The 12,799-nt window shown below is 60.9% G+C and carries 10 protein-coding genes and 1 pseudogene; 5 read left to right on the top strand and 6 right to left on the bottom strand.

Going from position 1 to position 12,799, the window contains the following annotated elements; genetic code table 11:
* The first annotated feature begins 234 nt into the window (after positions 1–234).
* Positions 235–474: a hypothetical protein gene (locus EN807_RS10240; RefSeq protein WP_246684048.1), complete on the top strand. Its 240-nt coding sequence runs from the start codon at positions 235–237 to the stop codon at positions 472–474.
* A 75-nt stretch (positions 475–549) separates the two neighbouring features.
* On the opposite strand, the gene EN807_RS36415 is transcribed toward EN807_RS10240, so the two are convergent.
* The 4 genes from EN807_RS36415 to EN807_RS10260 all read right to left on the bottom strand — a co-directional run bounded on the left by EN807_RS36415 (position 550) and on the right by EN807_RS10260 (position 6,496).
* On the bottom strand, positions 550–891 hold the full coding sequence (locus EN807_RS36415) for an excalibur calcium-binding domain-containing protein (protein WP_065008685.1): 342 nt from the start codon (positions 889–891) through the stop codon (positions 550–552).
* 713 nt (positions 892–1,604) lie between these two features.
* A complete protein-coding gene (locus EN807_RS10250; RefSeq protein WP_065008684.1) occupies positions 1,605–1,787 on the bottom strand; it encodes a hypothetical protein in 183 nt (60 codons plus the stop codon).
* A 432-nt stretch (positions 1,788–2,219) separates the two neighbouring features.
* Positions 2,220–5,396, bottom strand: coding sequence for a multidrug efflux RND transporter permease subunit (locus tag EN807_RS10255; RefSeq protein ID WP_135934830.1), 3,177 nt, complete (start codon positions 5,394–5,396; stop codon positions 2,220–2,222).
* Positions 5,393–6,496, bottom strand: a complete 1,104-nt coding sequence (locus EN807_RS10260) for an efflux RND transporter periplasmic adaptor subunit (RefSeq protein ID WP_348640235.1) — start codon at positions 6,494–6,496, stop codon at positions 5,393–5,395. Before EN807_RS10260 ends, EN807_RS10255 begins: the two co-directional genes overlap by 4 nt.
* 367 nt (positions 6,497–6,863) lie before the next feature.
* Between EN807_RS10260 and EN807_RS36425 the strand changes: the two are divergent.
* The 3 genes and pseudogenes from EN807_RS36425 to EN807_RS10275 all read left to right on the top strand — a co-directional run.
* Positions 6,864–7,078, top strand: a pseudogene (locus EN807_RS36425) (DUF4126 domain-containing protein); the annotation flags it as partial.
* Between the two features lie 129 nt (positions 7,079–7,207).
* Positions 7,208–8,668: a phospholipase D-like domain-containing protein gene (locus tag EN807_RS10270; protein WP_135934832.1), complete on the top strand. Its 1,461-nt coding sequence runs from the start codon at positions 7,208–7,210 to the stop codon at positions 8,666–8,668.
* A gap of 154 nt (positions 8,669–8,822) precedes the next feature.
* Complete coding sequence (locus EN807_RS10275) at positions 8,823–9,623, top strand: endonuclease/exonuclease/phosphatase family protein (protein ID WP_135934833.1); 801 nt, start codon at positions 8,823–8,825, stop codon at positions 9,621–9,623.
* A gap of 972 nt (positions 9,624–10,595) precedes the next feature.
* Here EN807_RS10275 and EN807_RS10285 read toward each other — a convergent pair.
* Complete coding sequence (locus EN807_RS10285) at positions 10,596–11,828, bottom strand: tyrosine-type recombinase/integrase (protein WP_135934834.1); 1,233 nt, start codon at positions 11,826–11,828, stop codon at positions 10,596–10,598.
* Positions 11,829–11,833: 5 nt separating this feature from the next.
* A complete protein-coding gene (locus EN807_RS10290; RefSeq protein ID WP_065006618.1) occupies positions 11,834–12,463 on the bottom strand; it encodes a DUF6076 domain-containing protein in 630 nt (209 codons plus the stop codon).
* 139 nt (positions 12,464–12,602) lie between these two features.
* On the opposite strand from EN807_RS10290, the gene EN807_RS10295 reads away from it, so the two are divergent.
* Positions 12,603–12,794, top strand: coding sequence for a DNA-binding protein (locus tag EN807_RS10295; protein WP_246684049.1), 192 nt, complete (start codon positions 12,603–12,605; stop codon positions 12,792–12,794).
* Positions 12,795–12,799 lie beyond the last annotated feature (5 nt).

The raw sequence follows: 12,799 nt of genomic DNA on the forward strand, positions 1-12,799 counted from the left end.
CGAATGCGGGAAGTTGTAAGAGGGGATTGATACGCTGACGCGGTCCTCTGTGACCCGTCTGCGGACGGTTTAATCGCCACCAGATCCCCAATCCCAATTCCCCGCGCCATTCCATGAGTCTGGGGCGGTCGGCGTCTTAGTCAAGAGATTGCTAATATAGGTGGCCGCTTCATCCAATCGATGGACGAGACCCATCAAGGGCCGGTGCTAATTTGATGCATGTCGCGACCTTACTTGCGCCCGAGCCACCTTGCTATCGCTATCCTCGCGATCAGCGTCAGCAATGCCGAAGCTGCGGACCGTAAGATCGAAACCGCGACGCTCGGTACGTACGCCAATTCGAAGAACCTGCCGGTTTGCACCGCGTCAAGCTCACTCTTTGAAGTCCTCGGTGACAAGTGTTTTCTCGTCAAAGGCTCGATGATCTATGGTGACATCGCCGAGTTGTCCCAGATAATCACTTTGGCATGGTAGCCGGAGCAATAACGGCGCTAGACGCCAATCTTCCTCAGCCTCACGCCGGCACCGCCGCCTCAGATAAAAGAACTTTCAGCAGAGCGTCTCGCACGCTCGCCCGTCGCCGTCGCGATCCAGTTTGCGGCCCCAAGAGCAGTTGTGCAGATACCATTGAGCCTCCTCGCACGACCCGGTCTGCGAGCAGTACCGCCGCGGCTGGCACGAATAGCTTTGCACCACCTGCCGGCTGATAATACCAAGTGATTGGCTGATCGCCGGCCCCTTATTATCGGCATGCTGCGCCCGCCACTCCCAGGGCGCCTGAAACGTTCCGACCCACAGGCCAATTCTCGCCGCTTTTGCCTTCGCCTGCTGCTGTGCATAGGCGCCATGGCTGTAGCGCGGCCAATCCAGCGCCTGCCCGTGCTCGACCATCCAAGCTGCGACGCCGGCGCGTCAGCGCGCCGGCAGTCGCCGACAAAGCGGCCGTAGCGGTCCCAATCTACGAATGTGCATCGGACAGGCCTCAAGGCTGATAGGAACGCGTCCAGCGCTTCGGCCGAACGGCGCCCGCACGGATAGTCAAAGCCTTTCGCGTCGCTGCAATACTGCCGGCTCTTGGGCGCGTCGACGGCGTTGAAGCGGACGCGCTGTCCGTGCACTTCGATCGTGTCGCCGTCGATGACCGATGCGACACCGCGATCGGCGCCGGAGTTGGCCCGATCAAGTCCGATAGGTGGAGATCGGGGAGGCTATCGCCGCGGTGGCCAAGGCCGCGTCGACCGTGACGAATACGAGCCGCTTCGGCACGCTGGCCAATAGGAGTGCGCGACGGCGCCTGGCGCCAGTGCGCTTTCGCCACTGATCAGAGCGATTGTCCTGACGTGATCTGTCCAAGCCCTCTCTCCCCGCGGGGAGAATGCGTCCGTTGCGGCGGAGAGTCCAGAGGGCAGTCAGATCGGCTCGTCGATCAGCGGCGTTGTGCCTCGCGGCCGGCGGTATTTCTTAACCAGCTTGACGGTTCCGACGTCGACCGTGATCCGTCCACAACCTCACGCCAGGACCGCCCCCGTTCTCGGGGATGAACTCGACGCCGGCCGCAAGGATTGGACGCCTTGCCCGTGAAACCCTGCACATGTGGAGCTTTCTCAAGTCCGGTCGTTAGTCCTGCCAAGCGCGGCGGCCAGTTGGGACGCGCGCGCAAGGATTCCACGGGTCAGCCGGCGGTTCTGCTCGATGAGTTCCTGAGTTTCTTTGATGCGGATGAGGCTTTGCCGCTCCCTCTCATCGAGCTGCTTAAGCAGCTTTTTGGTGTCGTTGACATGTTGCATGGTGATGCCGCCTTCAAACGCGTTCGCCCACGATTCAAACCCGCGAGGCTGGAAACCGTTCCCTAGGCATCGCGTATGCGTCTAGCGGGCATAGTTCGGCGTAACAAATTGCCTTCTACCAAAGCCAGGCAGGCAGAGTTGCGAGTGACCAATGTCGCGGTGACGCAGTCAGCAGTGGATACTTCACAAGTGCCCGCCAGGCCCAATCCACCGCCCCCGCTAGACGCCAGCGCCAAGCAACAGCTGGAGAGCGCTGCAGTGGTCTTCATGAAGCGGCTCATCGAGCAGCATGGGGACAATGCCGATTTAGCGCTTGTCAAGTTCAGACGTCCTACGCGCACACCGTTGACTACTTCACGATGCCGTGTCTGTCCGAGCTGTTGTGAATGATTGAATATAATAAACACGTTGACGCCACTTGCCCGTCCACCCTTATTCCGCCGGCACGTCCGCATGGTCGCCCTCGACGGACGCTCGATAGGGGAACAGCCGCCTGAGCGCCACATAAAAGACCGGAGTCAGGAACAGGCCAACGATGGTGACACCGAGCATGCCCGAGAACACGGCCGTGCCGAGCGATTGGCGCATCTCGGCGCCGGGGCCGGTTGCGATCATCAACGGCACGACGCCCAGAATGAAGGCAAAGGCCGTCATCAGGATCGGCCTGAGCCGCAGCCGCGCGGCTTCCACGGCCGCCTCCACCGCATTGGCGCCGCGCTCCTGTGCCTGCCTGGCGAACTCGACGATCAGGATGGCGTTTTTGGCCGCTAGGCCGACAAGGACGACGAGGCCGATCTGCACCAGCACATTGTTGTCGAGGCCGCGGAAGGCCACGCCGATGAGCGCCGCCAGGATGCCGAGAGGCACGATCAGCACGATGGCGAAAGGCATGATCCAGCTTTCATACTGGGCCGCCAGCGCCAGAAAGACGAACAGCACCGACAGGCCGAAGATGAGGATGGCGGTGTTGCCGGTCTGGCTTTCCTGCAGCGCGAGTTCGGTCCATTCGAAGGACGTCCCTTGCGGCAGCGTCTCGTCGGCGACCTTCGCCATGGCATTGAGCGCGTCGCCCGTCGAGACGCCGGGCGCCGCATTGCCCTGCAGCGGCACCGACACATACATGTTGTAGCGCTGTACCAGCGAGGGCCCGGTCACGTCGCGGATCTCGATCAGCGTGCCGAGCGGAACCAGAGCGCCGGCGGCCGAGCGAACCTTGAGCTGCAATATGTCGTCCCGCTCCAGGCGGAAGGCCTGGTCGGCCTGCGCCCGCACCTGATAGACGCGGCCGAAGGCATTGAAGTCGTTGACATAGGCGGTGCCGAGATTGATCGACAGCGTGTCGAAAATGTTGGCGATCGGCACATTGAGGATGCGTGCCTTGTCGCGGTCGATCTCCAGGAAGAATTGTGGGCTGGAGGCAGAGAAGGTGGTGAACACGCCGGCCAGACCCTGCGTTTGATTTGCCTTGCCGGCGATCTCCTGGGCAAGCGCCAGGACGGGCCGCATGTCGGCGCTGTTGCGCTCCTGCAGCATCATTTTGAAGCCGCCGGAATTGCCGATGCCGCGCACTGGCGGAGGCGGCAGCGCGATGATGAACGCTTCTTCGATGCTTTGCAGGCTTCCGAACAGCGTACCGATGATCTGGCCGGCCGACTGGCCATTCTCCAGACGGTGCTCGAACGTGTCGAAGGCAGCGAAGATCACGCCGGCATTGCTGGCATTGGTGAAGGTGGCGCCCGAGAATCCGGCGAAGGCCACGGCGTTGGCCACGCCGGGCGTGTTGCGGATGATCTCCGACGCTTTCTGCACCACCGCGTCGGTTCGGCTCAGCGAGGCGCCTTCCGGCAGTTGCACCACGACGATGGCATAACCCTGATCCATGGTCGGAATGAAGCCGCGCGGCACGGTCTGCAGCATGTGATAGGTGGCATAGATCAGGGCGGCAAAGACCAGCAGCATGGCGATCAGCGCGAGCGCAGAGCCGACGAGCTTCTTCACCAGCCAGGCATAGCCGTTGGCCATTCTGTCGAAGCCTCGGTTGAAGCCGTCAGCCAGCGATCGTCCGAAACGCACTAAGGCGTTGCCTGCCGGCTGGCCGTCGTGATGCGGCTTGAACAGCACGCCCGCCAGCGCCGGCGACAGCGTCAGCGAGTTGAAGGCCGAAATCGCCGTCGACACGGCGATTGTGATCGCGAACTGAAGGTAGAACTGGCCGGAAATGCCCGGAATGAAGGCAGTCGGCACAAACACCGAGATCAGCACCAGCGAGATGGCGAGCACCGCCGTGCCCACCTCGTCCATGGTGCGGTGCGCTGCTCGCTTGGGTCGCATGCCAGCCGCTATGTTGCGCTCGACATTCTCCACGACGACGATGGCGTCGTCGACGACGATACCGACGGCCAGCACCAAGCCGAACAGCGTCAGCATGTTGAGAGAAAAGCCGAAGGCGTATAGCACGGCCAGCGTGCCGATCAGCGACACGGGAATGGCGACGATGGGCACGATCGCCATACGCCAGGATTGCAGGAAGACGATGATGACGAGGACGACCAGGAGGATCGCCTCGCCGATCGTCTTGTAGACCTCGATGATGGATTCGGCGATGAATTCGGTCGGGTTGTAAACGATCTCGTAGGCCAGTCCCTTCGGAAAGTCGGCTGAAAGGTCCCGGATCGTGCTCTGGATCTCCTCCGCCGCGGCGAGGGCGTTGGTGCCCGGCCGCTGGAATATGCCAAGCGCCACCGCCTGCTTGCCGTTGAGGTAAGAATTGGTGACATAGTCTTTGGCGCCGAGTTCGATGCGCGCCACGTCTTCCAGTGAGATCAGACGGCCATCCTCGGTGTTCTTGACGATGACATATCTGAAGTCGCGCGCGTCGTCGAAGCGCCCTTGAGTGGTAACCGTGTACTGGAAGGCAGAACTGCCGGAGACTGGCGGGGCGCCGATCGAGCCGCCCGAGACCTGCACGTTCTGTTCGCGCAACGCCTCCACCACGTCGCTGGCCGTCATCGCGTAGGCTGACAATTTTTCGGGATCGAGCCAGATGCGCAGCGCATATTCGCGCTCGCCGAAGATGATCACGTCACCGACGCCGTCGAGCCGCAGCAGGAGGTCGCGCACGCGGGTGCGGGCATAGTTGGACACGTAGAGCTGGTCGTAGCTGTCGTCCGGCGACAGCATATGCACGACCATCATCAGGTCGGGCGAACTCTTCGCGGTGGTGACGCCGAGACGGCGCACTTCTTCCGGCAGGCGCGGCTCCGCGATGGCGACGCGGTTCTGCACCAGCACCTGCGCGGCGTCGAGGTCAGTGCCGAGTTCGAAAGTGATGGTCAGCGCCATGGCGCCGTCGCCCGATGAATAGGACGACATATAGAGCATGTTCTCGACGCCATTGATCTCCTGCTCGATCGGCGTCGCTACGGTTGCCGCGACGGTCTCGGCATCGGCGCCCGGATAGGAAGCTCGCACCACGATGGTCGGCGGCGCGATTTCCGGATATTGCGCCACCGGCAGTTGCGTGTAGGCGATGCCGCCGACGATCAGCAGCACGATCGAAAGCACCGCCGCGAAGATCGGGCGGTCTACGAAAAAATGCGCGAACCTCATTGGGTCTGACCTTCGGCCTTGGGCGGCAGGGTGATCATTTGGGGCTTCACGGTGACGCCCGGACGCACGCGAACGATGCCGTTCACGACGACGGTCTCGTCGCCAGTCATGCCCTCGCGGATGACGCGGTAGCCGTCGATCCGGGGGCCAGTGCGCACCGGCTTGGCCGAAACGAGACCGGCATCGTCGACGACGAAGATGATGCGGCGGTTCTGATCGGCGCCGATCGCTTCGTCGGGCAGCAATATGCCGGGGTGGGGCAGCGAACCGGGCACATTTATGCGGCCGAACATGCCGGGCTGCAGCACGCCGTCCGTATTGTCGAAGCGGGCGCGCACGCGCATCGTGCCGGTCCCTTCGTCGAGCCGGTTCTCCGAAAAGTCGAGCTTGCCCTTGAACGGTTTCGCGGTGTTGTCCGCCAGCCGCACGGAAACGTCGAGACCACCGCTGCCTTCCTGCAGCGAGCCGCCGCGTTGGCGCGCATCGCGCGCATAGGCGAAATAGCTGCGCTCGTCGATGTCGAAGTAGAAGTCGATGGGATCGATCGCCACGATCGTCGTGAGCAGCGTCGAGTCCGGCTGGATAAGGTTGCCGGGAGAAACAAGCCGGCGGCCGATGCGGCCGGTCAGAGGCGACCGTATCTCGGTGAACTCCAGGTCGAGGCTCGAAGTGCGCAACGCTGCCTCCACTCCCTGGTGCTGGGCCTGCGCGGAGAGGAATTCGCGGCGTCGGTCGTCCAGCGTCGACACCGCCAGATTGCCTGACTGCGCCAGTTGCTCGGCGCGATCGAGTTGCGTCTTGGCGAATTCGAGCAGGCTGGTCACCACATCCACCTGCGACTTCGCCGCGTCATAGGCGGCCTGATAAGGCCGCCGGTCGATCGTAAAGAGCAGATCGCCCTTGTTGACCATGGCGCCGTCGCGGAAATGAACCTCGTCGAGATAGCCTGCAACGCGCGAGCGGACCGAGACGTCGTCGACAGCCTCGAAGCGCCCGACGAATTCGTCGTCCTCGACAATGTCGCGCACGACGGGCTTAGCGACCGTCACCAAGGGTGGTTCAGGCTGCTGAGCGACGGCCAGCCCGGGCGCTCTGGTCAAACCGGCGGCCAACAGACCTGCGACAAAAGAGTAGCGGAGCAAGGTCCTGCGGCCGAACCTGAGGTGTGCGGACGATCTATTGGCTATGCTTACCATGACGCCCTCTCTCTTCGGGAGCGACAAAACTAGGATGCCGCATGCTGCACTGCAAGGCTCGTTCGCACGGTCTGGTATGAAGGCGTCATCACGCTCCTGACACAAACCGACATGAGGGAAGGCCGAAACGGCTCGTTGGCCGGGACTCGGACCGGGCTGATGCTGTCAAAATCGTGTTCCAGCCATGGCGGACAGGCATAGAAGCATACTTGTGCGGCGCACATCCGGAACAAAGTGTGCCAGCATTGCCAGTCTGAAGGGGAACGGCGACATAATTTATTTTCTCGCACTCCTGATCGGAGTGGTGGCCGGCCTTCGCGCCATGACAGCGCCGGCCGCGGTGAGCTGGGCGGCGGCGCTCGGCTAGCGCTGGTCGAATATGTGACCGACCAATTGCATTCGACGCCCAGCCGCAAGGTGCCGCAGCAATTCGGTGCGCGGCTGATCAGCGGCGCTTTTTGCGGCGCGGTGATCGCCACAGCGGCGACTGCGGCCAAAACTTAGTCAAGAGGTGCTGATATGCGAGACAGCGCTCTTCGCTCTGGGTCTGTTGAGTATCAACGCCGGGAATGAGCTGCATTGCGTTCTGCAACCGCTCGCTGAATAGTCCTGGCGATGTTGCAGACCTTAATGACTCATTGGCCCCAGATCCTCGCGATCATTCCGGTGGTGATGGCGGCCATCGGCATCGTCCACGCCATAATGACGAAGGAAGACGTCCGCGCCGCAACAGGTTGGGTCGGCGTGATGTTCCTGTCGCCATTCCTTGGCGCGATAATCTACGCCGTTGCCGGCATAAACCGCATCCGTCGTGCAACGATCAGCGCCATGCGGCCCCTTTCAAGCGAGGCGGCTTCCGCAAAACATGAGCGCAACATTGCCGCCGAGGAATTGATTGCCGAGCGGTACGGCCAACGCTTCACCGGCCTGAAGACATTGGGCGACAGGGTGGCCCGGCGTGCCCTGACCTCGGGAAACGCGATTGCGATATTGGAGACAGGTGACGAGGCCTATGCCGCAATGTGCCGAGCGATTGATGGCGCTCAACGCACTATCCTTCTCGAGACCTACATCTTCGACAATGACGATGTCGGGCGGCTTTTCGTGGAATCTCTCGCCGGAGCCGTCCAGCGGGGTGTCAGCGTTCGCGTGCTGATCGATGCCGTCGGGGCGCGTTACTCCGTCCCCAGCATTCTTGGGCGTCTGCGAGAGGCAGGAATCACAGCAGACCTCTTCAACGGCAACATTGTCATGGGCCTGCGTCTTCCCTACGCCAACCTCAGAACGCACCGGAAGATCCTGGTCGTCGACGGCACGATTGCGTTCACCGGAGGGATGAACATCCGAAAGGGATTCTCAGCCGAGTTCGCCGGCTCCTCCAGCGCGAGGGACACGCATTTTCAGGTCACCGGGCCGGTCGTGGCCGACCTCTTTTTGGTTGCCGCCGAAGATTGGCGCTTCGTGAGCGGCGAGCTCCTGAAAGGCGACACCTGGCAAGTGGCCACGCTTCCCGAGGCTCCCGGTCAACCGATGCTGGCGCGGGCGGTTGCATCCGGGCCGGATGCCAGCATCGAAACGAACCACAACTTGCTGATCGGGGCATTTTCCGTCGCCCGCAAATCGATCCGCATCATGTCGCCCTATTTCCTGCCGGATCGGGAACTGATCAGCGCACTGACGACCGCGGCCAGGCGAGGCGTCGAGATCGACATTGTGGTACCGGCGGTGAACAATCTCTTCCTTGTCGACCGGGCGATGACGGCGCAATTCGATCAGGTCCTCAAGCACTATTGCCGCGTATGGCGCACGGAGGGCTCGTTCGATCATTCGAAGCTGCTGTCGGTCGATGGAGTTTGGGCTTATATAGGATCCTCCAATCTTGATGCCCGGTCCCTGCGGCTGAATTTTGAGATTGATGTAGAGGTTCTTGATGCAGGCTTTGCCGCGGAGATTGAAGCGCGGATCGGATCGGCAATCGCCTCCGCCGCGTCTGTAACGATCGAAACCTTGAGAGCCCGGCCATTCATCGTCCGCCTGTTCGACCGAGTGTTGTGGCTGGGATCGCCCTACCTTTAGAGGCTTTCTCGTTCTGCCGGGGGGAATTCGGGTGACGCAGCCGTCGCTCCTTTTGGGCGCCGCATCTCGTCAGGGCAGGGAAGCAGCGATTGCAGATCCTATTTGAGTGAGACAAAGCTAAGTCTTGAAGGTAGTGAGGACGAGCAGCAGACTCATGCAAAGAACACGACATAGCTTTCCTGCAAGTGTGCTCAAATCCATTCGCGACAGAAAAAAGCAGAAGGCGAAGGCTGCGCCGTCCGAAGGGACACGCCCCGCGGGGACTCTGGTCGCATCTTACAACGTTCACAAATGCGTGGGCGTCGACAGAAAGTTCGATCCCGAACGAATCGGTCGCGTCATCCGGGAAATCGGCCCGGATGTCATTGCGTTGCAGGAAGCGGACAATCGCTTTGGAGATCGTGCCGGCCTTCTGGATCTGCTGCGTCTCGAATTGGAAACAGGCCTGGTGCCGGTGCCGGTGTCCGGAAACGGCAAAGGGCACGGCTGGCACGGCAACGTTCTGCTTTTCAAACGGGGCATCGTTCGCAATGTCCATCAGATAAAGCTCCCGGGGCTGGAGCCGCGCGGAGCCCTGGTTGCCGAAATCGATCTGGACGAGAAACGAACTCTGCGCATTATCGCAGCCCATCTCGGCTTGCTGCGCCGATCACGCTCCGAACAGGCCCGCGTCGTGCTCGAAATCATGAACAGTCCGGACGAAAAACCAACACTGCTGCTCGGCGATTTGAACGAATGGCGACTCGGAAACCGTTCCGCACTGAATACGCTGCACACGACTTTCGGTCCCGCGCCGCCAGCGGTCCCCACCTTTCCATCGAGTCTGCCGCTGCTGTCGCTCGACCGGATCATGGCAAATCGACACGGAATGATCTCAACCGTCGAAGCTCATGACACGCCGCTTTCGCGGGTCGCCTCCGATCATCTACCGCTTACAGCATTCGTTCGCCTGTGATGTAGGGGCGGAGGCCCGTCGCTTCGTAAATGTAGCGGCGGGTCTTCTGCATAGAGGTCGCGTCCCAGCCTACGCGCTGCCGTCCGTCTCGCTTTCCTCATCTATCGCCCGGAGCGGCAGATAGGCGTTGGTTTCCAGCCATTCGCGCAACACGATCTGGATGAGGTCGGATCGGCGATTCCCATCTCGGCAGCGATGGAATCGAGCGTGTCTGCGGTGGCTGGCTCCAGCGGCACGCCGGAGACGCCTCTAAGATCGGCCCTGTGATCCACCTGCACCGCGTCCTTCGCTCAAGGTTTTCGGGAATACGAGGCAGGCGATCGAGACGAAGCTTGTTCGCGACGCCTTAAACGCCAGCATGCCCGTCATTAAGCTGCTCCAACTTCATCAAAGAGGAGAAACCGTACTTCCGCGATGTCATCGACCCGCAAGACATAGCGCGCGTCCTTGTATCCGCAGGCGGCACACCGCCCACCGAGGAAGGCATCGGCGACTTTGCCATGCCATGCTCCACTAACCGGAAGGGCAGCTCACCCTCTCGGCAGGTTTGACTGCGGCCGGTCCGCCGCCGGCCCCGTTCCCGCCGTTTATAATCCACACACCCAGGGCTTGGTTCGTTCTCAGTTGGCTGGCGAGCGACACACAAAACTGTCGACAATCTGCGCTGCGACATGTCGTTGAAAGTGTTGATATCACTAGCTGAGGGTTGAACCGGCTACTCCCCAGCTTGGAGAATGTCGGCCAATTCGGAGAACAATTTGCACTCCACCGACGAGCAACGATCCCCAGCTTTAGGCTGCAATCGGCGCGAGCGCTGGGCAGCAGCGACGCGGTATCTGCGACAGAGAATTGTTCGTTTGTGAAGACTGGTAGCGGGAGAGGGACTTGAACCCCCGACCCCAGGATTATGATGCTCGATTCGGCAATTGATTTTGCTTCGGAAATTGGCCCTATGTCGCGCCCATGTCGCGTTCAGCCAAGTAGCGAGCGCTCAGCCGCAGCCATTTCGTCGGCGTCGTCACCGCGAGGAAAGAGGTGCCCGTAGGTGTCCATTGTCATCGTGATCGAACTATGGCCCAAGCGCTCTTGGACAACTTTCGCCGGCAAGCCGAGGCCGCCGTCTTGCGGGCGATTGATTGACCACGACGCGTAGAAGTGGCGCAGCGCGTGCAGGCCGCCATACTTCGCCGCAACGATCGGCTTCCCCTCGTCGTCCTTCTCTTCCATCGGCACCGTCACGCCGGCGGCGATCTGAGAGGGCAGGAAGCCGCGCTTGATGATGTTCGATCGGCTCTCGATATTTCCGCTGCCGTTTGGGAACACGTAGTGAAGCTCGGTGATGATCTCGCCGCCGGCGTCTTTGATACGGCGTCGAGGGCAAGCGAGCTTCCATTCCCGGAGCACGTTCACCGCGATCGGCGGGATAGGTATGGTCCTCTCCCCAGCCTCCGATTTCGGCGGGCCGATTTGGCCGTAGTCGTCGGCGCGTTGCCGGATGCTGATTTCCGCTTTCTCGAAATCGACGTCAGGCCAGCGCAGGCCGCGTAGCTCCGAGGATCTCATTCCCGAGAAGATGGCGGTGATCAGCAGTGGCCGCCACCGACCACTTAGAGCGCCGACGATCGACCTGATCTCGTCTCGACTCGGGATGTCGATCCCAATCTTCAACTTACCCTTCTGGCGTTTGTCGGCCTGGCGCTCCTTGCCTCGCCGGCGCCGGACGCGCATGTCTTTGACGGGATTGCGAGTGGCGAGGTCACGCTCTTGGGCGTCGGAGAGCAATGAACCCAGTGACCCGATCACTTTGCGTGTCATCACCTGGGATCGACCATTTTTGCGCAGCCTGTCCTGGAATTCTCGGACTGCGGGAACCGTGAGCTGCGACAACAGAGTCGAGCTGAGAAACGGCTCGATGTGGAGCTTCAGGTGGCGTTTTCGCTGGTCGATCGAGGAACGTTCGAGCCCTTCTTGCTCGCCCGTCGCAATCCAGAAAGCTCCCGCCGTCTTTACGGTAACGCTTGCGCTGTCGGCGACGTGCGAACCTTCTCTGACCTCGACCTTGGCTGTCGCTTCGAAGGTGTCGGCATCCTTTTTCTTCACGAAAGTCTTCAGCCGGCGAACGCCCTTGCCATCGGCATAGTCGACTACCCAGGCGGTTCTTTCCTCTCCCTTGCCGTTGGTCCATGTGCGCTTACGGATCGACATTGCTTTTACTCACCGCTAAAGGAATTTCGCTTGCGCATGGCCGCGACCCGGCAGCGATCGGAACAGAACTTGGCATGCGATCGACGGCCGGTCAGGGGGCCAGTCAGGAAGTATTTGCCACAATGCTCGCAGGTGGTGGCCACTGCTCCGGCCTCGTGCGCCAGTGCTATTTCCATCACCATGAAGCTGGTCAGAGAATCGGGATGCATAACAAGGCGGAGCGCTCCGCCTTCGCTGGATATTTCAAACGACGGCTTCAGCGAAACACGCTTTGCAACTTCGTTCATCCACATATTTGCTTCCTGCCGCGCCGGCGCCGCATGAACGAGCCCGATCATCATCCGCTCCTGTAAATGCTCCATCCACGGCATGAACCCGAGCCAGCCATCATCCTGCTGAAGAAATCCAAACCGGGCGACAAACGCCAGCCGGTCTTTGTCGTCGCGGCAATTGATCAGATGGACGACCACAGGATTTTCAAGGTCTGTGACCTCATAGGTGACGGGGATTGTCCGCTCTGATCGAGCCCTGACTGCCCGACCATCTCCACCAAAGTGTTTCTCGGCGAATTCCTCATCGTTGACCAGGTCAACACCATCGGCTGGCCGCTGCCATTCAAGACGGATTGGAAACACAGTTTTTTCCTTGTTACGGACTTTTTGCTGAAAACGATATGTGGAGGCTTACCAGCGTTTTCGCTATGGCGCAAGCAGGTTCACTTTATTACGGTCTTTTTCTTAAGCCCGCTACATTTAGCAGAAAGGATATCGAAACGTGACCGCGAACCCCGAGAATTCCATGGAACTTGTGTGGGGAGCTGAGGCCATCGCTCTTCTCATCGGAGCGAAGCCACGCCAGACGTTCCACCTTTTGGAAACTGGACAGATCCCCGCAAAGAAAGTTGGGGGCAGATGGGTTGCCGAGCGCGGCAAAATCATCCGGTTCTTTTTGGACGATGCGGCCTGATTGGC

Source organism: Mesorhizobium sp. M5C.F.Ca.ET.164.01.1.1 (genome assembly GCF_004792125.1).
GTDB lineage: Bacteria > Pseudomonadota > Alphaproteobacteria > Rhizobiales > Rhizobiaceae > Mesorhizobium > Mesorhizobium wenxiniae.

Coding starts and splice junctions, on each gene's coding strand:
- EN807_RS10270 (WP_135934832.1), top strand. CDS start 7,208: ATGTTGCAGACCTTAATGACTCATTGGCCCCAGATCCTCGCGATCATT.
- EN807_RS36415 (WP_065008685.1), bottom strand. CDS start 891: ATGGTCGAGCACGGGCAGGCGCTGGATTGGCCGCGCTACAGCCATGGC.
- EN807_RS10285 (WP_135934834.1), bottom strand. CDS start 11,828: ATGTCGATCCGTAAGCGCACATGGACCAACGGCAAGGGAGAGGAAAGA.
- EN807_RS10255 (WP_135934830.1), bottom strand. CDS start 5,396: ATGAGGTTCGCGCATTTTTTCGTAGACCGCCCGATCTTCGCGGCGGTG.
- EN807_RS10275 (WP_135934833.1), top strand. CDS start 8,823: ATGCAAAGAACACGACATAGCTTTCCTGCAAGTGTGCTCAAATCCATT.
- EN807_RS10250 (WP_065008684.1), bottom strand. CDS start 1,787: ATGCAACATGTCAACGACACCAAAAAGCTGCTTAAGCAGCTCGATGAG.